Below are 22,574 nucleotides of genomic sequence, written 5' to 3'. Positions count from 1 at the left end.
TTATCTCTACCACCGGCTCACGGATATCATCACGACTTACCGGCCGGACGTGGTTGCCGTGGAGCAACCATTCCTGGCTAAAAATGTCAGGTCGGCGCTGGCCATCGGCCGGGCACAGGCAATAGCTATCCTGGCAGCGGCTAATCGGGAAGTCCCGTCCTTTGAATACACCCCGGCCCAGATAAAGCAGCGGGTAGCCAACTACGGCGCCAGCTCCAAGGAACAAATCCAGGAGATGGTCAGGCTGCAACTGGGGCTGGACAGGATCCCGGAACCAAACGATGCGGCTGACGCCCTGGCGGTAGCCCTCTGCCACCTCGGTGAGATACGCCTGAACCGCCTGCTGGCGGAGCAATCATGAAGGTTTATCCTGAGCGAAGCCGAAGGGAGCAGAGATGATAGCCAGCTTGCACGGCATATTGGAAACGGTGGGAGTCGACGGGGGGATAATCAACGTTAACGGGGTAGGTTTTCAGGTATATATGCCTGCTTCCACACTGAGTACACTGGGCAATACCGGCACAGCAGTACACCTTCACACCCACCTGGTATTGAGAGAGGACAACGTCGCCCTTTACGGTTTTGCCAGCACCGAGGAACGGGAACTGTTTCATATCCTGATTGGCGTTTCCGGACTGGGGCCCCGGCTCGCGCTGGCGGTGCTCTCCACGATGAGCGTGGAACAGGCGAGCATGGCCATTGCCGGCGGTAGCGCCGAGCTGCTGACGGTGGTACCGGGAATCGGTAAAAGGACGGCGGAACGTATCATCCTTGAGCTTAAAGACAAGATAGGCGCCGCCCTGATAACCGCGCCGACCGCTCACCTCGCCCGGGAGAACAGTGATGTCCTGGCAGTGCTGACCTCCCTGGGCTATTCCGTGACGGAAGCCGTCCGGGCGGTTGCCACCCTGCCCGCCTCCGAGCTCAGCCTGGAAGAGAAAGTAAAGCTGGCGCTGGGGTATTTCGGGGGAAAGTAAACCTCAGGAGGCCGCTGATGAAAGCATCCGAAGGCAAGATTGGACGGGTCTTTGTGATTCGCCTCGAAGACGGCGATATTATACCCGACTGCATCGAGCGCTTTGCCCGGGAGAAGGGAATAACCACCAGGCACGTCATCCTGGTGGGGGATGTTGACCGGGGGCAGGTGGTCGTCGGGCCGCGCCGGTCAGATGAAATGCCGCCGGAGCCGGTGCTGCTGCCCGTTGACGGCGCCCACGAGGTGGCCGGGGTGGGCGTGCTCGCCCCCGATGACACCGGCCAGCCGGTACTGCACATCCACGCCGCCCTGGGACGCTCCGGCAACACCATGACCGGCTGCCTGCGCTACGGCGTCTCCACCTGGCTGGTAGCCGAAGCCATCCTGTACGAAATCACCGGCGTCAAAGCCACCCGCCTCCCCGATAAAGCCAGCGGTTTTAAGCTGCTGGAGGTGGAGGGAGGGGGATTATAGCATATGCACCCATTGGATGGCGCTTATGAACGGGTTAAACGGGCAAGTAAGCACTTGACGTATCTGAAGCGTAGAATAAACAGCTTCAGGCAGGTCGCAATAGATACCGCTGTCGATAATAACTATCTTGATTTGCTGAAGGAGGTCGAGCGTAGACAGAAACCAGTCACTCTCCAAGGAGTCTCGTCTCATCCTGTCCCTTCTATCATTGAAATCTTGATTGGTGAAATCATTTACAATCTCAGGGCTGCTCTTGACTATTTGGTTTATGAGCTTGCACACTTCGATTCCGGCTCGATTGTAGACCATACGCAATTTCTTATCGAGGATTGCAAAAATGGTTTCAGGAGTAAGAGGAATTATCGACTCAAAGGTGTCAACACTAAACATAGGGCAGACATTGAGCTTTTGCAACCTTATAATGGATGCCAATGGACGAAGCTCATCAGAGACCTCTCTGACCCCGATAAACACAGAAGACTTACTGCATCCTATGCTGTTGTCCGAGACATCCAAACCCTTCATCCAGGTAGCACAGAACCAATTAGACTCGATAGAAAAATGTACGTGCCAGCCGATTTCTCCATTGATATACATTTCTACGACAGGACGCAGGTTGTCTCCATAGATACATTGAAGCAGTTGAAGCTCTATGTTACTGATACACTTAATTTCTTCAAGCCCGACTTTCCTGTTATTCATCCGCCCACCCCTTTGAGAGTCGAGGGCAAACGTATGAAGCCTCTACAGTAAAGGCACACTCCCCTTTTATAAAGGCGGGTTTAGTTTAAAATCCCTCTCACTGAGACTGCCCAAAAACGCGGGAACCCAGTATTACCGCCCCGCCTGGATTCCGTATCAAGCACGGAATGACAATTTTAGGGCAGGCTCTTTACGAAAGGGAGAAGCTCTACCCCCCCCCAAAGGAGAGTCCAAGAGAGGCTCCGCCTCTCTTACATATTCCTGGGCAGTCAGAAAATGTCATTGCGAGACCATTCCGACGAAGTCGGAAGGCGAAGCAATCCGTATCGGGAAGGGTTCCCCATCACCTCCCAGATTGCCACGCTTCGCTCGCAATGACAAAAGCCTTTTTCGGACAACCTCACACAGGGGGTGAGGTAGATACTAAATATCCTGAACAGACAAACTCAGTGTTTCCCACCAGTTAGCGCCCTGACCTCCCGCTTATCAAGCTCCCGCACCGCGCCCTCTCTGAGAGACCCCAGCCCCAGGCTCCCCATCCTGACCCGCTTCAGGTGCTGGACACGGTAGCCAAGGGCAGCCAGCATCCGCCGCAGCTGCCTTTTCCTGCCCTCATGCAGGGTGATGCTGTAGTTAAAGGGCGGCAAGTTTTTGACCTCCCTGACGGTGGCGGGGGCCGTCCGCTTTCCGTCCAATTCAATACCCTGTTCCAGCTTCCGTTTCTCCTCCGGTGACAGCCCGCCGTCAATCGCCACCAGGTACTCTTTCTCATGCTCAAAGCGGGGGTGGGTCAGGTGGTAGGTAAGGTCGCCGTCATTGGTCAGCAGTAACAGTCCGGTGCTGTCGAGGTCGAGCCTGCCCACCGGGTACAGCCGGAGGTGGCGGTACTTCGGGGGCAACAGACTCAACACCGTCTTCCGTCCTCTTTCATCATGGGTGGTGGAAAGCACCCCCGCCGGCTTGTTCAGCAGCAGGTAGACTGATGACTGAGTCTGAAAACCGATAGCCCGCCCGTCCAGAGCAACACGGTCTCTGGCACTGTCAACAGGAAAACGGAAGCCGTCCACCACCTGACCGTTGACCGTGACCCTGCCCTGCTTGATGGCTTCGGTCAGCTTCCGGCGGGAAGCGATACCGGCCTCACTCAAGACCTTGAGCAGAGATTCGGAAGCCATAGTTACCAACTCCCTTTTCGTTTTGCTAACAGCGCGTCGTATTATATCACTCTGAACGCAGTGAAGGGTCACAGGACAATCAAAACTAACCCTATTATATCCTATTACACCAGTAAACATCGCGCCGGACTGTCCAGAGGAACCGTCAGAAATTGGCGCAAAATTGAAGCCAGAAGAGTAAAAGCGATATACTGTTTGTAGAGAGAATACACAAAGAACACCAGGAGGCTACAGCATGGCGGAAAGAACAACTCCAGTATCGCCGGGAGAGACGGCGCCGGACTTCACCCTCAAAGACCAGCGCGGTCAGGACTTCAACCTGGCGGGGCAACGGGGCAAGCGGGTGCTCCTCTCCTTTCATCCCCTGGCCTGGACGGGGGTATGCGCCAAACAAATGCAGAACCTCGAAGCCAGAAAGTCGGACTTCGACTCGCTGAACACCGTCGCTGTCGGCATCAGCGTCGATTCCGTACCCACCAAGCAGGCCTGGGCTAAAGACCTCGGCATCAAGGAGACACGCGTCCTCGCCGACTTCTGGCCTCACGGACAGGTGGCGAAACTCTACGGCCTGTTCCGTGAGAAAGAGGGGTTCTCCCAGCGGGCTAACGTCATCGTCGACGAGCAGGGCAAAGTCGCCTTCGTTAAAGTCTACGAGATTAGCCAGCTACCTGACCTCGATGAGGTCATTGGGGAACTGAAAAAGTCCCGGGAGGAATCTTAAGAAAGTATGCCACCGTTTGAAGTAGTCTCTGATTTCGGGATGATGGGCGACCAGCCGCAGGCGGTGGATAAGCTGGTGGCGGGGCTGGGGGGGGGGTTGAAGCACCAGACGCTGCTCGGCGTGACCGGCAGCGGCAAGACCTTCGCCATGGCTAACACCATCGCCCGGGTGCAGCGTCCCACCCTGGTCATCAGCCACAACAAGACGCTGGCGGCCCAGCTTTACTCCGAGTTCAAGGACTTCTTCCCCAACAACGCCGTGGAATATTTCGTCAGCTATTACGATTACTACCAGCCCGAAGCCTACGTGCCGCGCACCGACCTCTACATCGAGAAGGAGGTTGACATCAACGACGAGATTGACAAGCTGCGCCACGCCGCCACCCGCGCCCTTTTTGAGCACCGCGACGTGGTCATCGTCGCCTCTGTTTCCTGCATTTACGGCCTGGGCGAACCGGAGGAATATCACAGCTTCGTCTGCAACCTGAAAAAGGGGGAAAGCTATAACCGCTACCGGTTGTTGCACAGGCTGGTGGATATGCAGTACGAGCGTAATGACATGGACTTCACCCGCGGCAAGTTCCGCGTCCGCGGCGATACCCTGGAGATACAGCCCGCCTACGAGGAACTGGCCCTGCGCATCGAGTTCTTCGGTGACGAAATTGAGCGCATCGTGCAGATCGACCCGCTCACCGGCGAGATACTCTCCGAGATGAACGCGGTTGACATCTTTCCCGCCAAGCACTTCGTCACCTCGCCGGAGAAGCTGGAGAGAGCGATTACCAGCATCCAGGAAGAGCTTGCCCATAGGCTCAAGGAATTGCAGGAGCAGGGAAAGGTGCTCGAAGCCGCCCGCCTGGAGCAGCGCACCAACTACGACCTGGAAATGCTGCGGGAAGCCGGCTACTGTTCCGGAGTGGAGAACTACTCCCGCCATTTAGCCGGGCGCGCCTCCGGCAGTGCGCCCTGGACACTGCTCGATTACTTCCCCGACGATTTCCTGCTGATTCTGGACGAATCGCACATGACCATCCCACAGCTTAACGGTATGTACCACGGCGACCGCTCCCGCAAGCAGACGCTGGTGGACTACGGGTTCCGTCTGCCCTCGGCGCTGGACAACCGCCCGCTGAGCTTCGCCGAGTTTGAGCAGCGCATCAAACAGGTCATCTATACCTCGGCGACGCCGGGGCCGTACGAATACAAGCACAGCCAGCAGGTGGTGGAGCAACTGGTACGACCCACCGGCCTGCTCGAACCTACGGTAGAAATCAAGCCCACCAAGGGGCAGATCGACGACCTTATCGACCAGATTCAGAAGCGGGTGGCGAAGGGCGAGCGCTGCCTGGTGACCACCCTGACGAAGCGGATGGCGGAGGAGCTTGCCGACTACCTTATCGAGCTGGGCATCAAGACCCACTACCTCCACTCGGAGATTGATACTCTGGAGAGGGTGGACATCCTGCGCAGCCTGCGCCTTGGCGTCTATGACGTGGTCGTCGGCATCAACCTGTTGCGGGAGGGGTTGGACCTGCCCGAGGTCAGCTTTGTCGCCATCCTTGACGCCGACAAAGAGGGGTTCTTGAGATCGGTAGGCTCGCTGATACAGACCATGGGGCGAGCTTCCCGCCACATTGACGGGCACGTCATCATGTACGCCGATACCATGACCGGCTCAATGAAGGCGGCGATTGACGAGACCCAGCGCCGCCGCCGCATCCAGGAAGCTTATAACCAGGAACACGGCATCACCCCGCAGGGCATCAGGAAAGCCATCAAGGACATCACCGAGCGTGTCAAGGTGGTCGCCGAGACCAAGGCAACTTATACGGCGGCGCCCATCGCCAGGGAGGACATCGCCCGCCTGATTAAGGAACTGGAATCGCAGATGAAGGCCGCTGCCAAAGCTCTCGACTTCGAGAGGGCGGCGCTGCTGCGCGACCGCATCTTCGACCTGCGCAAAGAGTTTGATTTCGCGGAGATAAAGGGTGGCCGATAACGGGACGGAGACCCGGCAGGAACGCCGGGAAAAGAAGAAGCAGAAAAAGCGGGAGAAGATACGCCAGCACGGCAAGAACCTGGCGAAAATCTACATGGACGCGGTGCTGAAGAGGCTGCGGGGGAAGTGAAGACTTAACAAAGTTTGTAGACTGTACGGCGCTGGACTCGAACCCCTGACTCTTATTATAGCCCCCTTCCTCAGTCCAAATCCGTCAGCACTACCCGCCCAGTCGAGCCTTGGCCTTCTCCCACGGGATTGTCTTCCCCCCTTTAACCTCTTTGATGCTACGGCGGAGTTGCTTCACAGCCTCATCGTCGCTGAGTATCTCAAGACTCTCCAGGATGGCTTCGTAGTCTTCCCACGCCATAATTGCGAGTACCGGCTTTCCCCTTCGGGTGACCGCTACGGTAGCTGGTTCTGCGCCCAACTCCTCCGGCAGCTTCGTCAGCTTCCGCCGTGCATCAACTGTAGTAAGTTCTTTGGTTTCCCTCGTCATAGTCATGTCCTTCCTCCTATATCAACCCCCGCTGTACGAGTCGCTCGGCTAAGGCATAAACATCCCGACGGCTACCTTCTTTGCGTATATCGACCATGTACACTATCGCCCGTTTCTCCTCATCGTCAATTCTGTACACAACTCGGTACCTTTGCCCAGCAGCCCGTATGCTCATGAACCCTGCCAGCCAGCCTCGAAGTGGTTTTCCCAGTTTTCCAGGTTCTTCCGTAAGAGTGTCTATACGCCGGACGACAGCACCGCGAGTTCGCCGGTCTGTGATGGCCTCCAGCGCTTCTAGGGCAGTCGGGGTAATTTCAATCCGGTAGGCCACCGTCCTCCTTTACTATAAGTGTACATATTAATGTACATATAGTCAACTCCGGCTGAAAGGAGTCTGAGAAACAAAATCACCTTTTAGTTTCCTAACGATTTGGATAAGACTGAAGTTCAATAACGATAGTACTGTTGTAGTTGAAAGCGCTAGCTTTGGTAGCTCAAAAAGTGCTCGGAAATAGAATTGGGCGGCGCTGGACTCGAACCCCTGACTCTTGGTTATAGCTCCTCCCCTCCCCCCTCCTCCATCGCCTTCTCCTCCTCAAGCTGGTCGATGATGCGGGCGGCGCGGGGATAGCCGATGCGTAAACGCCGCTGCAAGAAGGACGCTGATATCCGGCTGTGTTCCCGGGCAAGCTGGCGGGCGGCTTTCAGTATCGGGTCTTCATCCTCGTCTTTGCGGCTGGCAGCCTGGAGCGGTACCAGATCGGTCACTTTCAGCGCAGCCGCCCCTTCCCGCCGCTGGTTTCCCCAGAGGTAGACCAGCCGCTCCGCCTCGGCATCAGAAACGTAGCACCCCTGGAGGCGCTTGGGTTTCCCGGCCTCGGTGGGTAGATAGAGCATGTCCCCCTTGCCCAGCAATTTCTCGGCGCCGCCGCTGTCAAGGATAGTACGCGAGTCTACCTGGGAGGTAACGGCAAAGCTGATACGGGTGGGGAAATTGGCTTTAATCAGTCCGGTAACCACGTCCACGGAGGGACGCTGCGTCGCCACCACCAGGTGAATACCCACCGCCCGGGAAAGCTGGGCTAAACGGCACAGGATATGCTCCACCTCATCACCTCCCAGCATCATCAGGTCAGCCAGCTCATCGATAATCAGCACCAGGTAGGGCATTTTCTGGTCGCCCTGCCGGTTCTTATTATAGGTCTCAATATTGCGGACAGCGGCCTTGGCCAGCGTCTGGTAGCGATCATTCATCTCCTGGCTGAGCCAGCGCAGGGCGTCCAGGGCTTTATCGGCATCAACGATGACCGGGTTAATCAGGTGGGGGATACCGTTGAACATCACCAGCTCTACCCGCTTGGGGTCAATCATAATAAAGCGGACATCATTAGGCGTGTTATAGAGAAGCAGGCAGCTGACAATGGCATTCAGACAGACCGTCTTGCCGCTGCCGGTAGCCCCGGCGATGAGCAGGTGCGGCATCTTCGTCAGGTCAGCCGCCACCGCCTCACCCCCGGCCCCCTTACCCAGCGCCAGGCTCAGCTTGGACTTGGCTTCCATTTTCTGGAACACGCTGGTCTCGATCACCCCGCGCAGGCTGACCATACTGGAAACGGTATTGGGCACTTCAATTCCCACCACCGCTTTGCCGGGTACCGGGGCTTCAATCCGGATGCTGGGCGCGGCCAGCGCCAGGGCCAGGTCATTAGCCAGCGAGTTTATTCTTTCCACCTTGACCCTGGTCTTGGAAATTTCCTCCTGCCTGATTCTGACATTGCCATCTTTGTCCTTTTCCCTGACCTCTTTTACCTTGCGGTCCCAGCCCGGCTCAACGCCAAACTGGGTAACGGTGGGCCCGGCGTTTATCTGCACCACCCTGGCCTCAACGCCGTAGCTGCCCAGGGCTTCTTCGATAAGCCGGGCGCGCTGTACGTTATCCGCCTGACTGAACTGGACTTCCGGTGACGTATCCAGGATATCAATCGGCGGTAGCTGCCAGCCATCTACATCCACCCTGTCCGGCGATTCGCCGTACTTCTTCCACACTTCCTGGGCCACCTGCTTCAACTCCCGCTGGAATGAAGCCGCCACCGCAGCCGCCGAGGATACCGCTTTCTTTTCCGGTTCTCTCTCCAGGTTTGACGCTACCGGCACAGCTTTGGAGGTGGCAACCGGGGGCACTGCGGTCACCGGAGATACTACTCCTTTCGATGTACGGGCCAGCCTGGGAACAGGATGCCTTTTCAGTTGATTACCCACCCGGGAAATAAACCTTTTTAACAGACGCAGAGAAGCCCGGGGAGCTATCAGAATAACACCCAGGACAACTAACCCCAGCACGCGCAGGACTGCTACCAGGATACTGAGAAAACCGGGGGCCCTGATACCGAGAATATCCATGCCGAAGCTGCCCCCCAGATTAAAAAAAGCCAGTATACCCCAGGCAGCCAGAGCCAGTACCACTACGCCCAGCCAGCGATTGCCATAGCGGACAAATGAGGACGCTTTACCCCAACGCACCACCCCGATTAGTGTCAGCATGACAGCCGCTATCAGGAGCAGCCCCCAGCCAAACATTCTCAGGGTATTTGCCACAAAAGCGAGGACGTTGGCCACAAGACCGCCACCCCAGAAAACAATGTTTCCCCACTGCCAGTATAGCAATGCTGCAACGGCAATAAGGATGGTAAGTGGCCAGTAGCGCACCGGCGCCAGCACAATGCGGAATAATCCTCGCCATGGACTGCGCCGTGCCTTGCCTCTGGACTTAATCCGGCTATTAATCTTGTTCCTGGACATACGACCCCCGGTAAACCAGACAACCCGAAATCATATCTGTACGATAAAGGGGAGCACCATCGGACGGCGCCTGGTCTGCTCATAATAAAACTTGTTCAGTGTATCCCTGACCTTAGTATTGATAAAGCCCCAGTCGGAAGGACGGTCGCCACCATGGTCCAGCACACGGGCGACCAGGTCACGGCTTTCATCCAGCACTATGGATTCCCTGTTCTCAACAAAACCCCTCGACACAACATCAGGACGTCCCATCAGCTTACCGGTCTGCCGGTTAACCGCGATAATCACCAGGACAATGCCATCCTTGGAAAGCATCCTCCTGTCCCGCAGAACGACGCTGCCGATATCCCCCACACTAAGACCATCGACATAGACATTACCTGAGCTGACTTTGCCGTTTATCTTGCCCGACTGCTGGTTAAGCTCCAGTATATCACCATCTTCCAGAACGAAGATATTACCTTCTGGAATACCCATTGACTGGGCCAGCTTCGCATGAAGACTCAGGTGACGGTACTCACCATGAATGGGCATGAAAAATTTCGGTTTAACCAGGTCCATCAGCAGTTTCAGTTCCTCCTGGCTGGCATGACCGTGGACATGAACCTGGGCTACCTTGTGATATAGTACCTCCGCCCCCTGCTTGAAGAGGCTATCCACGGTCCTGTTGACCACCGCTTCATTGCCCGGGATAGGCGTTGCTGAAATTACCACCGTATCACCCCGCATAATATGTACCTGGCGGTGGTCACGGTTCGCCATACGTACCAGCGCTGACGTAGGCTCTCCCTGGCTGCCCGTAGTAAGCAGGACAATCTTGTTTTGAGGTAAGCCGCGCATTTCGTCCAGCCGGCCCAGCACGCCGTCAGGCGCCTGCAGAAACCCAAGCTCCAGCGCCATGTTAGACGTATCGCTCATGCTCCGCCCGACGATGAAGACACGACGCTGGTGTTTAGCCGCCGCATCAATCACCTGCTGAATACGTGAAATCAGGGAGGAAAAGGTGGCGATAATCACTCTCCCCGGCGCCTCAGCGATAACCCGGTCCAGGGTTTCACCGACAATTTTTTCCGATGGCGTATAACCGGGCATCTCGGCATAGGTGGAATCAGAGAGCAGCAGCAGGACCCCCTGCGCACCCAGTTGCGCCAGCCGGGATAGAGCCGTCGGTTTACCACCAACCGGGGTGTAGTCAAGCTTAAAATCGCCGCTATGGACTACTGTGCCAACCGGGGTCTGTATGATCAGACCGGCTGAATCAGGGATGCTGTGACAAACCGGGAAGAACTCTACCGCGAATTTACCCAGCGTAACTTTAGTGTTAAACGGCACCAGCGTTAGAGTCGCCCCGGCAAGCGCCTTTCTCTCCTTAAGCCTGACTGAGATGAGTCCCCTGGCCAGCTTGGTGGCATAGACCGGCACATTAAGCTGGGGGAGCAGATACGGGAGGGCGCCGATATGGTCTTCATGCCCGTGGGTAATTACAATACCTCTTATCTTGTCCCGGTTCTCCAGCAGGTAGCTGATATCAGGGATTACCAGGTCAATACCCAGCATTTCTTCCTCGGGGAACATCAGCCCGGCATCGATAACGATGATGTCATCTTCATACTCCATCGCCATCATGTTCTTGCCGATTTCGCTCAAACCGCCGAGAGGAATTATCTTCAGTTTTGACCTGGGCATCTTCTAAACTAAAACCTCCCCAATAGTGTAACTATCAACTCGAATTCCAAATGCAGTCAGGCTGCTATTATAAACAGTCTCAGGCATCAAACATCTTTAGCTGCTCTGGCGGCAGCTCAATCCTGACCTCGGTCATGTTTTTCGTTTCGTCCAGGAGCGCCGGAATCTTACGCATATCAGTCTCAATCACCGCACGCAAACCGCCCTGATGCAGGGCCGCCGCCGGATGATACATCGCATAGTAGACCACACCATCCCGCTTCTGAGCGGTGCCATGAATTTTACTGATGGTCTTACCGGGAAAAAACATCGCCATCGAGAAACGGCCCAGAGTCACAATCATTTTGGGACGGATTAACTCAATCTGGCGTTCCAGCCACTGCCGGCAGTTACTGATCTCCACCGGCAACGGGTCACGGTTTCCCGGGGGACGGGTCTTAATCACATTGGTAATATAGACCTGCTCACGCTTCAAATTAGCCAGGGCCAGCAATTCATCAAGGTACTGCCCTGCCGGGCCGACGAAAGGACGCCCCTGCTGGTCTTCATGCCAGCCCGGCGCCTCACCGATAAACATTATCTCCGCATCCTCCGCCCCTTCCCCGGGCACCGCCCGGGTCCGGTACTTGGCTATCTCACATCGCTGGCAAAGCGCGATTTCTTTATTAAGTTCACTCAGTGCTGACATTTAATCCCGGTTATCTTAAAATAAGAGAGCCGTAAATCCAACTCCCTTTGCCTGTATGATAACAAAGGTGATATGTCAAGTCAATTTAGAAAGGTAAAATTTACCTTTGCAGCGCTACCTTAGCCCTGATGATCATCATTATTGTTAAATTATTTGGGGCAGGGCAATCCACTTTATAGAATCTTTCCTTTAATAAAATAACCATTAAAAATTATTGACAGTATCGGGGCACAGTTGTAGACTTCAAAAAGGAGGGGAAATGAGCTACTTAAGTCAAAGAGACCCGGAAATCAGTCAGGCTCTCAGTATGGAGGCAAAACGGCAAAGGGAGACGATTAACCTTATCGCTTCGGAGAATTACGCCAGCCAGGCGGTGCTTGAAGCTCAAGGATCGTTTCTGACCAACAAATACGCCGAGGGCTATCCTCAGCGACGCTACTACGGCGGCTGCGAGAATATGGACAGGATAGAAACCCTGGCCATTGAGCGGACAAAAGAGCTCTTCCACGCCGAGCATGCTAATGTCCAGCCGCACAGCGGGGCACAGGCTAATATGGCTGCTTACTATGCTCTGCTGGAGTACGGTGACACGGTTATGGGTATGAGACTGGCCCACGGCGGCCACCTCACCCACGGTGATAAAGTGAGCTTCTCCGGTAAATCATACAATTTCATTATCTACGGAGTCAGCCGGGAAACGGAAAGAATCAACTACCCGGAGATGGAAAAACTGGCTCTGGAGCACAAACCCAGGGTGATTATGGTGGGAGCCAGCGCTTATCCCCGGATTATTGATTTTGAGCGCTTCCGTCATGTCGCTGACCTTGTCGGGGCTAAGCTGGTAGTTGACATGGCCCACATCGCCGGGATGGTAGCGGTGGGACTGCACCCTACTCCGGTACCCTACGCCGATATAGTTACTTCAACCACTCACAAGACGCTGCGCGGTCCGCGGGGCGGGTTCATCCTGTGCAAGCGTGAGTTAGCCCCGGCGATAGATGCGGCGGTCTTTCCGGAGATGCAAGGGGGGCCCTTGATGCACGCCGTTGCCGCTAAAGCGGTGGCTTTCCGGGAGGCAATGCAACCCGGATTTTTTGATTATCAGGGCGCCACGCTGGATAACGCGCTGGTACTGGCCAGCGAGTTGAAACGCCTCGGGCTGCGCCTGGTGTCAGACGGGACGGATACCCACATGGTCCTGGCCGACCTCACGCAGACGGGCATCAGCGGTAGAGAAGCAGAGGAAACTCTGGGTAGAGCCGGCATTGTGATCAACCGGAATACTATCCCCTTCGACCCGCGTCCCGCAATCGCCACCAGTGGCATCAGACTGGGTACGCCGGCGGTGACCAGCCGCGGCTTCGGCAGAGAGGAAATGAGATTCATTGCCTCCGCGATTATCAAAATGATTAATAACGCCGGGAACCCGGATATTGAAAAACAGATACGGCAGGAAGTCACGGAACTGTGTTCACGCTTCCCGGTACCCGGTATTGATTTCTGATTGACGGTGAACCGGAGAAGCCGTCTGCACCAAATGACAAACATAAAGAGAAAGGGAACTGAGATTAATGGACGAGTTGAAAGTATTCACCGGCAATGCCCACCCCGCCCTGGCCGAGGCGGTTACCGAATATCTGGGACTGCCACTGGGCAAGTGCGAGGTCTTTGAGTTCAGTAATGAGAACATCTTTGTCCGTATTCTGGAAAATGTCCGAGAACGGGATACCTTCGTCATTCAGCCCATGTGCTCTCCGGTAAATAAGAACCTGGTTGAACTGTTAATCATGCTTGATGCGCTGAAGAGAGCCTCCGCCGGACGCATTACCGCCGTGGTCCCCTATTATGGCTACGCCCGTACTGACAAGAAAGACCAGCCCCGTGTTCCGATAACCGCCAGGTTGATTGCGGACATGCTCACCGTAGCCGGGGCTAACCGCCTGCTGACGGTAGACCTGCACGCGGCGCAGATTCAGGGGTTCTTTAATATACCCGTTGACGAACTTACTGCCCTGTACCTGTTCAGTGATTATTTCAAGAAGAAGAATATTAGAGACCTGGTGGTGGTAGCTACTGATATCGGTATTACCAAACGGGCGCGGGACCTGGCCGCCAAGCTCAACGCCCCGCTGGCAATTATGGAAAAGAGACGGATAGGTAATAACGACCATACGGAAACGCTTAATGTCATCGGGGATGTGAAGGATAAAATAGCCCTTACCGTGGATGATGAAATAGATACCGCCGGCTCCCTGGTAAATACCGTTCAAACCCTGCTGAAGCGCGGGGCGAAGGAGGTATACGCCTGCTGTACCCACCCGATATTCTCCGGCCCGGCCGTCCAGAGGATAGCTTCATGCCCGGTAAAAGAGGTAATAGTTACCGATACTGTCCCCCTCCCGGAAAACAAGAGGCTGGCCAATATTACGGTACTGTCCATGGCCCCGCTGCTCGGAGAAGCCATCTATCGCATCCACAGCGGGCAATCAATAGGAGCTTTGTTCGAGTAAGCTGTGGACAGACCTGGCAAGATGAAAAGCGTATATCAGGCACGAAGTGAAGGCGAAGCCCAGATTATCAAGGGATTGCTGGAAAGCAATGGAATCACCTGCTTCCTGAAGTCAAATGCGGCACCCTCGGTTCACGTCTTTGCCGTTGACGGGCTGGGGCGGGTTGATGTTATGGTCGAAGATTCCCTGGCCGATGAAGCTAAAAGATTGATTGTGGAGGAGAAGTAGTGTTTAAGTGGTTGGGTGGACTCGTCGATTCTAATGAGAAAGTTTTGAAGCGGCTACAGCCGATAGTCGACAGTATAAATTCGCTGGAGACGGAGTTTACCGGACTCAGTGACGCCGAACTCAAGGCCAGGACCGGGGAATTTCAAGCCCGGCTTGAATCCGGCGCTACCCTTGATGAACTGCTGCCGGAAGCCTTTGCCGCCGTGCGTGAAGCCGCCAGGCGGACAATACATCAGCGCCATTTCGACGTCCAGCTAATGGGCGGCATCGTCCTGCACCAGGGCAAGATCGCCGAGATGAAGACCGGTGAGGGTAAGACACTGGTGGCCACCCTGCCCCTTTACCTTAATGCCCTGAGCGGTCAGGGCTGCCACCTGGTCACGGTTAATGATTACCTGGCCAAGCGGGACCACCACTGGATGGGGCCAATCTACCATGCCCTGGGCATTACCACGGCCAGCATCCAGCACGAAGCCGCCTTCATCTATGACCCGGACTATGAGGCAGAAGACCAGCGCTGGAGCTACCTGCGTCCCGTATCACGCCGGGAAGCTTACGCGGCGGACATTACCTACGGTACCAACAATGAGTTCGGTTTCGATTACCTGCGGGACAATATGGTGGTCGACCTGACGCAGTGCGTCCAGCGCTCGCTGAACTATGCCATTGTTGATGAGGTGGACAACATCCTGATTGACGAAGCGCGTACACCGCTGATAATCAGCGGTCAGGCTGAGGAAGCCGGACAGACATACGTCGCCGTCAATGAGGCCGTGAGCCGTATGAGACTGAAGACCCTGGCGCACGAGCCATTCAGCCCCGAGGAGAAGGAAGAAGCCGCCAGACTCGAAGAGGAGTATGACTACATCGCCTACGAGAAGGAGCGTCACATTAAAGCCACGGCGCACGGCCAGGAGAAGCTGGCCAGGGCCTTCCGCATGAAATCCGAGGACCTCTTTGGTGGCGAGGGCGGCGAGGAACAAAAACCACTGTCCTTCGAAGAAGCAAAAATGCGTAACGATATCCTTTCTGTCTTCCGCCAGGCGATGACCGCACATGCGCTCTACCACAAAGACCAGCAGTATGTCGTCAAGGACGGCGAGGTTATCATCGTTGACGAGTTCACCGGACGGCTCATGCCCGGACGCCGCTACTCGGAGGGGCTACACCAGGCGATCGAGGCTAAGGAAAGGGTAAATGTCCAGAGAGAAAGCGTGACCTTTGCCACCATCACCTTCCAGAACTACTTCCGGATGTACAGCAAGCTGGCGGGCATGACCGGCACCGCCCTCACCGAGGCTGAGGAGTTCTACAAGATATACAAGCTTGAGGTGGTGGTCATCCTGACTAACAAGCCGATGATACGCCAGGACTTCCCCGACCGCATTTACAAAGATGAGAAGTCCAAATTCAAGGCGGTGGTCAATGAGGTGGAGGAACTCTACCAGGAAAAACGGCCGGTGCTCATCGGTACGGTATCTATTGAAAAATCGGAAGTACTCAGTGACCTGCTGAAGAGGAAGGGAATACTGCACCAGGTACTTAATGCCAAGTACCATGAGCGGGAAGCGGCTATTATCGCCCAGGCAGGACGGCCGGGAGCGGTAACCGTAGCCACCAACATGGCCGGGCGCGGCGTTGACATCGTGCTCGGCGGCAGCCCGGAAGGGGGAGATGAAAAGGAGTGGCAGCAGCCGCATGAGAAGGTGATCGCCCTGGGTGGACTCTTTATCCTGGGCACCGAGCGCCATGAAGCCCGGCGCATTGATAACCAGCTCCGCGGCCGTGCCGGACGGCAGGGCGACCCGGGAAGCACCCGTTTCTACGTATCCCTGGAGGATGACATTGTCAAGCGCTTCGGCGGTGACCGCATCAAGGGCATCATGGAATGGGCCGGTATGGATGAGAATACCCCCATTGAGAATAAACTGGTCAACCGGACTATTGAAGGCGCTCAGACCAGAGTGGAAGGCTATCACTTCGACGTCCGCAAGCACCTGGTGGAGTATGACGATGTGGTCAACCAGCAGCGCGAGCTTATCTATACCGAGCGACGCAAGATACTGAGCGGGGCCGACCTTAAAACCAACATCTTGTCGATGATTAAAGAAGAAATAGCCGGCATGGTAGCCACCCATAGCCACAACGACTATGACAGTAGCCTGGATACCGCCGGCCTGATGGCGGATATCGCCACCATAATGCCGCTGCCGACGGAGCTTAACGCCGATACGCTCTCATCACTCGCGCCAAAACAGGTTGAAGAAAGAATCACCGAGCAAGCGGAAACGCTGTACGAGCAGCGGGAGCAGGAAATAGGCACGGAGAACATGAGGATGCTGGAACGGCTGGTGATGCTGCGCACCATTGACAGCCTCTGGGTGGAACACCTGACCACCATGGAACATATACGCCTGGAGGCAGGCTGGCAAACGCTGCGGCAGGTGAAGTCGGTGGACGCTTACAAGAACCTGGGCTACCAGCAGTTCCAGGTACTGCTGGACACGATACGCCATGACGTGACCCACACCATCTACCACGTGGGACTGGTACGGCAGGAAGCGCAAAGACCGGCGCCTTCCATCATGACGCAGGTAGTCGGCGGGGCGGGCAAACCCCGCCAACAGCCGGTCAAGGCGGGAGGTAGAAAGGTTGGCCGCAACGACCCCTGCCCCTGCGGCAGCGGCAAGAAATACAAGCACTGCCACGGAAGGTAACTGCTATAGCCAGGTTGACAAACCACGATAACTCCTTTATTATGTTGATGTAGACTACTACATCAACGGAGAGGATATGACTACCGGGACAAACGATGAATTGATTGGCGTCAGGGAAGCGGCAAAGACTTGCCATCGGAACATGGAGACCATTCGCCGGTGGATATGGAGCGGCAAACTGCCCGCACAGAAACTGGGTAATCAGCTTTTCATCAAGAGGGCTGACCTTGCCAGCTATTGCCGGGAGACGGCCATCCGGGGATATGAAGCCAGACCCAGACCCGATTTTCTGGAAAGAGCCATAGCTCTTCAAGAAAGGATGAGAACCAGAGGTGTCAAGCCATTTAACGCTGCTGAACAAGTCCGCAGGATGCGTGAGGAACGAATGAATGAACTCGAACAACGTCTGCGTGGACGCTAGCCTGGCGGTTGCCTGGCTGTCATGGGAAGAGCACACCCCGATAGCCAATGCCTTGAGGCAGGACTGGAGAGAAAGGGGCGTCCAGATGCTGGCTCCGGCTCTTTTTCACGCCGAAGTGACATCAGCAATCAGACAGCAGGTCTACTTCAAACGAATGCTGCCCGAAGAAGGCGAGGAAGCCTTCTCAATCTGCCTTGACATCCCGATTCGGATTATTGACTGGCCGGAGGTCTACCGTAAGGCCTGGCAACTGGCCAGGGACTACAATCTACCGGTATGCTATGATATGCAATACTTGGCTGTAGCTGAGCTTGAGGACTGCGAACTGTGGACAACTGATAGAAAGCTGGTCAATTCTTTGCCAGATAAACCAGCCCGGATAAGATGGGTAGGAGAATACAACAAGAGAAACGACTGAGCAACGACCCCTGCCCCTGCGGCAGCGGCAAGAAATACAAGCACTGCCACGGAAGGTAAGAGAATACAGTGAACAACACTGAAATCGCCGCCCTCTTTGATGACATCGCTGCCCTGCTCACCCGGAAAAAGGACAACATCTTCAAGATACGGGCATACCAGAAGGCGGCGCGCTCGATTAAGCAGCTTTCAGTGGACGTGGAGCAGCTGGCACGGGAGGGCAGACTCAAGGAAATACCGGGGGTGGGAGAAGCCATCACCAAAAAGATTACCGAGCTGGTCACTACCGGACATATCCAGTATTATGATAAACTGAAGATGGAAGTCGCGGAAAATGAAAAATGATTACCCATGAAAGACCTCCAGAGACCGGTCTGGCTTCTTCAACCAATGCCCGGTCAATAAGGCAACTGGAGCAGGCAATCGCCGGAGGGCAGCACTGGTACCCCGCCCTGCTGGAGACTATCGGGCAGTGGGATACCACTGAAGAGACCGTTGACGGCCGCAACTACCGCTATCTCATCGCCGGGGAAGCCTTCGACTGGCTGCTGCTCGCCGAGCGCCTCTGCCAGGCGGTAGACGATTTGCTGCCCGACGACGAAAAGATTGCCCTCCTCTTTTACAATAAGCCCCCCTTTGACCTGTCCGAAATTGAATTCAAAGAGCTTATCGGCAGTACCAGGTACCGCCAGTACCTCAACTACTTTTACGGTATCACCGTTGAGGAAGCCCTGATACTGGCGGTGCAGGAAGAGGTACGTAAAGAGAAACGGGCTTCCGGCAGCTACAAAGCGCCGGACACCACCAATGAGGCTTACCGGCGGGTCTACGGCGCCACTGAGACCATTCTGTTCCGGCGGTTCAGGAAAGACAGGGACTACCCCCAGACCGGCTCTACCAGCCTGACCGAGATCAAAGAGTTCGCCTACTGGCTCTTCAAGTACCGGCTCAAGCAGTGCGACCGGGCTCGGGTTGCCAGCGATACCAGGAAGGCGCTCGACTGGCTAAAACGCAACGGTCTTTCCCGGAAACCGGAGAAACCCGATTTCAACATGGGCTGCATCGATATAGCATCAGCGCCGTAAGACTGGGACTTCTCCAAACCCCGCTAATCCGTATCAAGTCACCATTTTTGTGCCCTTCTCCCGTCAAGGGAGAAGAGACAAATACTTGTACCGGTATTTTCGAAAGTAAAGCACTAGTGCTTGGTTGCAATAATAGGTGTTATCATGCGAACCGTTCATGGTGAGCCTGTCGAACCATCGGCTCGCCCTTCGACAGGCTCAGGACAAGCGGACTATTATGTACAATGATTTACGCAACCAAGCACTAGCCCAGCCCGGCAAGCTGTTGCTGCAACCTTTCTACCTTATCCCTGACCACCGCCAGCTTGTCCCGCTCTTTATTGACCACCGCCTCCGGCGCCCTGGACCGAAAGAGCGGGTCGTTGAGCCGGGCTTCAAGGCGGGCAACCTCTTCCCGGCTTCCTTCTATCTCCTTCTCCAGCCGCTGCTTCTCCGCATCCAGGTCAATCATGCTGGCCAGGGGGATAACCACTTCCACCTCTTTGAGTACCATCACCACGGTATTTTCTGCCACATGGCCTTCCCTTCGGCTATCCAGGAAGTTTACCGGCCTGGCCCGTGCCAGCGTCTCAATAGCCTCAGAGTAAGGAGCAATTGCTGAAGTAAGCGTACCGCCGTAAATCTGCGCCTCAATCCAGCGGCCGCTCTCTACCTTGTTCTGCACCCGGGCATTACGGATAGAACGGACGATTTCAATAACCGTTTCCATGACCTCTTCCGCCTCGGGGTTCAACGCATTACTATCCGCCTCAGGGTAAGGGGCTATCATTATCGATTCGGCAGCCTGCCACTCCGCAGACAGATGACGCCTGAGGTGCTGCCAGAGCTCCTCGGTGACGAAGGGCATATAGGGGTGCAGCAGGCGCAGCGAGGTCTCCAGGACATAGACCAGCACCGTAACCGGTGACGGCGCTCCGTCCCCGCCGGAACGCAGGCGCACCTTGGCCAGCTCGATATACCAGTCGCAGAACTCACTCCAGAGGAAATCGTAGAGCTGCCGCTGTGCCTCACCGAACTGGAAGTCCTCCATCAATGCGGTTACGCCGGAGACGGTACGGCTGAGCCGACTCAGAATCCAGTGGTCTTCCGTGCGGAGCGCGTCCCACCCGATTTTCCGCCCCACCTGCCCTGTTTCGATGCTCCTGACCACAAAACGGGTGGCATTCCAGAGCTTGTTAGCAAAGTTACGGCCAGCCTCGAGGCGGGTCTGGGTCAATTTGCTGTCATTGCCCGGCGCCGTACCGGTGGACAGGGCAAAACGCAGGGCATCGGTGCCGTATTGCTCCAGGGTATCAATGGGGTCGAGGACATTGCCCCTGACCTTGCTCATCTTCTCTCCCCGCTCGTCCCGAATCAGGCCGTGCAGGTAAACGGTCCGGAAGGGAATATCCCCGGTATCCTCCAGCCCCATCATGATCATCCGGGCTACCCAGAAGAAGAGGATATCATAGCCCGTCTCCATCACCGAGGTCGGGTAGAAGTAGCGCATCTCTTCAGTGTCGTCAGGCCAGCCCAGGGTGGAGTGCGTCCACAGTGCCGAGCTGAACCAGGTATCGAGAACATCAGGGTCCTGCTCTATCTTCGCCGAGCCGCAGTGACCGCAGACCTTAGGCTCATCAACGGCCACCGTAATCTCATCGCAGTCGGCGCAGTACCACACCGGGATGCGGTGTCCCCACCAGAGCTGACGGCTGATACACCAGTCGCGGATATTCTCCATCCAGTTGAAATAGACGCGGGTGAAGCGGGCGGGCACAATGTTGATACGTCCATCGGCGACGGCATCAATCGCCGGCTGCGCCAGGGGTCTGGTATTGATGAACCACTGCTTACTGGCAATCGGCTCGATGACCGTCTGGCAGCGCAGGCAGTGTCCCACCGAGTGACCGTAAGGCTCAATCCTGACCAGGAGCCCGTCCTTTTCCAGGTCAGCCAGTATTTTTTCGCGGCAGGCAAAGCGGTCCAGCCCGGCATAGGGCCCGGCGTTCTCATTCATGGTGGCGTCCGGGTTCAGGATGTTAATCAGGGGCAGCCCCTGGCGCTGGGCAACCTCAAAGTCCACGGGGTCGTGGGCGGGAGTGATTTTGACGGCGCCGGTACCAAAAGCGGGGTCAACCGCCTCATCAGCGATGATAGGTATCTCCCGGTTGACCGCGGGCAGGATAACTTTCTTGCCCACCATATCTTTGAAACGCTCATCGCCGGGATTAACGGCCACGGCGGTATCCCCGAGGATGGTCTCCGGGCGGGTGGTAGCCACGGTAATGAAGTCATCGCTGCCGGCTACCGGGTAGCGCACATAGTAAAGATGACCGGTAAGCTCTTTATGGTCTGTCTCCAGGTCGGAGAGGGCGGTGGCGCAGCGGGGGCACCAGTTGATGATGCGCTCTCCGCGGTAAATCAAGCCCTTCTCATAAAGGCGGACAAAAGCGGTGCGTACCGCCCGGCTGGGTTTCTCGTCCAGGGTAAACTGCTCCCGGCTCCAGTCGCAGGAGGCGCCCAGTCTCTGGTGCTGCCGGGTAATGGTCTGGCGGCATTCCTCCGCCCACTGCCAGACTCTTTCCCGGAACTTTTCCCGGCCCAGCCGGTGCCGGTCAAGCCCCTCCGCCGCCAGCTTGCGTTCCACCACTACCTGGGTGGCGATACCGGCATGGTCAAGCCCGGGCAGCCACAGGGTCGGCTCGCCCATCATACGATGCCAGCGGGTCATGATGTCTTCCATGGTATCCGTCAGGGCATGGCCCACATGCAGTCCGCCAGTAACGTTAGGCAGGGGCATGATAATGACAAAGGGCTTTTTGTCAGGGTCTATTCTGGGAGTGAAGTAGCCCTTATCCAGCCAGAACCGGTACCATTTCTGCTCGGTCTTGCCCGGCTCGTAAGCCTTGGGCATTTCGTCTCTTGTGTTTGCTTCTTCCGCCATAATTTCCTTTCTCTATTGAATCCTGAACTGTGAAAGACCGTCCTTTAGTCCATCATCCTCGTTTTTCAACTGTCGTTCCTGTTTTTCAACTGTCATTCCCGCTTTTCTATTGTCATTCCTGTTTTTCTATTGTCATTCCTGTTTTTCTATTGTCATTCCCGCGAAAGCGGGAATCTACATCAAATAATATCATAATACAAATCTCGCCATTGAGGATTATTCGTTTCAATAAGCTCTATTTTCCAAGAGCGGCGCCATTTCTTAATTCGTTTTTCTCTAGTGATAGCGCTTTGCACATCTGGGGTTTCTTCAAAATATACCAATTTGTTAGTCTTATACTTTTTAGTGAAGCCTTCGATTTCATCGCTCTTATGTTCATAAACCCTTCTAATGAGGTTATTGGTAATACCAGTGTACAGAGTGCCATCCTTAGTGTTGGTCAGGATATAAACGTAAAACGAACTCATTTACATAATTGTCATTCCCGTGAAAGCGGGAATCTAACCCGTGCCTCTTCTCACGTTAAGTAAGCCACAAACGACCTATTTTTAATAC

23 protein-coding genes are annotated in these 22,574 nt (G+C 55.6%); 15 read left to right on the top strand and 8 right to left on the bottom strand.

Going from position 1 to position 22,574, the window contains the following annotated elements; genetic code table 11:
• The 4 genes from Q8Q07_08385 to Q8Q07_08370 form a co-directional block, all read left to right on the top strand.
• A partial coding sequence (locus Q8Q07_08385) for a crossover junction endodeoxyribonuclease RuvC (GenBank protein MDP3880300.1) occupies positions 1 to 361 on the top strand: 361 nt, incomplete at its 5' end.
• 34 nt (positions 362 to 395) lie between these two features.
• Positions 396 to 977 (top strand): Holliday junction branch migration protein RuvA, encoded by a 582-nt coding sequence (gene ruvA, locus Q8Q07_08380; GenBank protein MDP3880299.1) that lies wholly within the window; start codon positions 396 to 398, stop codon positions 975 to 977.
• A gap of 17 nt (positions 978 to 994) precedes the next feature.
• Positions 995 to 1,450, top strand: coding sequence for a DUF296 domain-containing protein (locus Q8Q07_08375; GenBank protein MDP3880298.1), 456 nt, complete (start codon positions 995 to 997; stop codon positions 1,448 to 1,450).
• Positions 1,451 to 1,453: 3 nt separating this feature from the next.
• Positions 1,454 to 2,203: a hypothetical protein gene (locus tag Q8Q07_08370; GenBank protein ID MDP3880297.1), complete on the top strand. Its 750-nt coding sequence runs from the start codon at positions 1,454 to 1,456 to the stop codon at positions 2,201 to 2,203.
• Between the two features lie 395 nt (positions 2,204 to 2,598).
• Here the strand turns inward: Q8Q07_08370 and Q8Q07_08365 are convergent, their stop codons facing one another.
• On the bottom strand, positions 2,599 to 3,327 hold the full coding sequence (locus Q8Q07_08365; GenBank protein ID MDP3880296.1) for a pseudouridine synthase: 729 nt from the start codon (positions 3,325 to 3,327) through the stop codon (positions 2,599 to 2,601).
• 235 nt (positions 3,328 to 3,562) lie between these two features.
• On the opposite strand from Q8Q07_08365, the gene Q8Q07_08360 reads away from it, so the two are divergent.
• The 3 genes from Q8Q07_08360 to Q8Q07_08350 are packed head-to-tail and all read left to right on the top strand — an operon-like array spanning position 3,563 to position 6,176.
• Complete coding sequence (locus tag Q8Q07_08360; GenBank protein MDP3880295.1) at positions 3,563 to 4,048, top strand: redoxin domain-containing protein; 486 nt, start codon at positions 3,563 to 3,565, stop codon at positions 4,046 to 4,048.
• 6 nt (positions 4,049 to 4,054) lie between these two features.
• Positions 4,055 to 6,046 (top strand): excinuclease ABC subunit UvrB, encoded by a 1,992-nt coding sequence (uvrB, locus tag Q8Q07_08355; protein ID MDP3880294.1) that lies wholly within the window; start codon positions 4,055 to 4,057, stop codon positions 6,044 to 6,046.
• On the top strand, positions 6,036 to 6,176 hold the full coding sequence (locus Q8Q07_08350) for a hypothetical protein (GenBank protein MDP3880293.1): 141 nt from the start codon (positions 6,036 to 6,038) through the stop codon (positions 6,174 to 6,176). The genes uvrB and Q8Q07_08350 overlap by 11 nt, the downstream gene beginning before the upstream one ends.
• Before the next feature lie 90 nt (positions 6,177 to 6,266).
• Here the strand turns inward: Q8Q07_08350 and Q8Q07_08345 are convergent, their stop codons facing one another.
• The 5 genes from Q8Q07_08345 to Q8Q07_08325 form a co-directional block, all read right to left on the bottom strand.
• Entirely contained in the window at positions 6,267 to 6,551 is a 285-nt protein-coding gene (locus Q8Q07_08345; GenBank protein ID MDP3880292.1) for a type II toxin-antitoxin system Phd/YefM family antitoxin, read from the bottom strand.
• A gap of 10 nt (positions 6,552 to 6,561) precedes the next feature.
• Positions 6,562 to 6,876: a type II toxin-antitoxin system RelE/ParE family toxin gene (locus Q8Q07_08340; protein MDP3880291.1), complete on the bottom strand. Its 315-nt coding sequence runs from the start codon at positions 6,874 to 6,876 to the stop codon at positions 6,562 to 6,564.
• Between the two features lie 221 nt (positions 6,877 to 7,097).
• A complete protein-coding gene (locus Q8Q07_08335) occupies positions 7,098 to 9,344 on the bottom strand; it encodes a DNA translocase FtsK (GenBank protein ID MDP3880290.1) in 2,247 nt (748 codons plus the stop codon).
• Positions 9,345 to 9,374: 30 nt separating this feature from the next.
• Positions 9,375 to 11,030: a ribonuclease J gene (locus Q8Q07_08330; protein ID MDP3880289.1), complete on the bottom strand. Its 1,656-nt coding sequence runs from the start codon at positions 11,028 to 11,030 to the stop codon at positions 9,375 to 9,377.
• 79 nt (positions 11,031 to 11,109) lie between these two features.
• Entirely contained in the window at positions 11,110 to 11,718 is a 609-nt protein-coding gene (locus Q8Q07_08325; protein MDP3880288.1) for a uracil-DNA glycosylase, read from the bottom strand.
• A gap of 259 nt (positions 11,719 to 11,977) precedes the next feature.
• Between Q8Q07_08325 and glyA the strand changes: the two genes are divergently transcribed.
• The 8 genes from glyA to Q8Q07_08285 all read left to right on the top strand — a co-directional run bounded on the left by glyA (position 11,978) and on the right by Q8Q07_08285 (position 19,096).
• Positions 11,978 to 13,222: a serine hydroxymethyltransferase gene (glyA, locus tag Q8Q07_08320; GenBank protein ID MDP3880287.1), complete on the top strand. Its 1,245-nt coding sequence runs from the start codon at positions 11,978 to 11,980 to the stop codon at positions 13,220 to 13,222.
• Positions 13,223 to 13,289: 67 nt separating this feature from the next.
• Positions 13,290 to 14,228 carry a ribose-phosphate pyrophosphokinase gene (locus Q8Q07_08315; GenBank protein MDP3880286.1) on the top strand — a complete coding sequence of 313 codons (939 nt, stop codon included), beginning with the start codon at positions 13,290 to 13,292 and terminating at the stop codon, positions 14,226 to 14,228.
• Between the two features lie 21 nt (positions 14,229 to 14,249).
• Positions 14,250 to 14,456: a DUF2007 domain-containing protein gene (locus Q8Q07_08310; GenBank protein ID MDP3880285.1), complete on the top strand. Its 207-nt coding sequence runs from the start codon at positions 14,250 to 14,252 to the stop codon at positions 14,454 to 14,456.
• Complete coding sequence (secA, locus tag Q8Q07_08305; GenBank protein ID MDP3880284.1) at positions 14,456 to 17,173, top strand: preprotein translocase subunit SecA; 2,718 nt, start codon at positions 14,456 to 14,458, stop codon at positions 17,171 to 17,173. The genes Q8Q07_08310 and secA overlap by 1 nt, the downstream gene beginning before the upstream one ends.
• Before the next feature lie 76 nt (positions 17,174 to 17,249).
• Positions 17,250 to 17,594, top strand: coding sequence for a helix-turn-helix domain-containing protein (locus Q8Q07_08300; GenBank protein ID MDP3880283.1), 345 nt, complete (start codon positions 17,250 to 17,252; stop codon positions 17,592 to 17,594).
• On the top strand, positions 17,563 to 18,012 hold the full coding sequence (locus tag Q8Q07_08295) for a type II toxin-antitoxin system VapC family toxin (protein MDP3880282.1): 450 nt from the start codon (positions 17,563 to 17,565) through the stop codon (positions 18,010 to 18,012). Before Q8Q07_08300 ends, Q8Q07_08295 begins: the two co-directional genes overlap by 32 nt.
• A 68-nt stretch (positions 18,013 to 18,080) precedes the next feature.
• Positions 18,081 to 18,356 (top strand): hypothetical protein, encoded by a 276-nt coding sequence (locus Q8Q07_08290; GenBank protein ID MDP3880281.1) that lies wholly within the window; start codon positions 18,081 to 18,083, stop codon positions 18,354 to 18,356.
• Positions 18,353 to 19,096 (top strand): hypothetical protein, encoded by a 744-nt coding sequence (locus tag Q8Q07_08285; GenBank protein ID MDP3880280.1) that lies wholly within the window; start codon positions 18,353 to 18,355, stop codon positions 19,094 to 19,096. The genes Q8Q07_08290 and Q8Q07_08285 overlap by 4 nt, the downstream gene beginning before the upstream one ends.
• Before the next feature lie 244 nt (positions 19,097 to 19,340).
• On the opposite strand, the gene Q8Q07_08280 is transcribed toward Q8Q07_08285, so the two are convergent.
• Together Q8Q07_08280 and Q8Q07_08275 are read right to left on the bottom strand one after the other, a co-directional pair.
• Positions 19,341 to 22,019, bottom strand: a complete 2,679-nt coding sequence (locus Q8Q07_08280; GenBank protein ID MDP3880279.1) for a valine--tRNA ligase — start codon at positions 22,017 to 22,019, stop codon at positions 19,341 to 19,343.
• A 179-nt stretch (positions 22,020 to 22,198) separates the two neighbouring features.
• Positions 22,199 to 22,486 (bottom strand): GIY-YIG nuclease family protein, encoded by a 288-nt coding sequence (locus tag Q8Q07_08275; protein ID MDP3880278.1) that lies wholly within the window; start codon positions 22,484 to 22,486, stop codon positions 22,199 to 22,201.
• Positions 22,487 to 22,574: the final 88 nt, after the last annotated feature.

It is taken from the genome of Dehalococcoidales bacterium (assembly GCA_030698765.1).
Classification (GTDB): Bacteria; Chloroflexota; Dehalococcoidia; order Dehalococcoidales; family UBA2162; genus JAUYMF01.
This window is presented reverse-complemented; position numbering and strand designations above follow the sequence as displayed.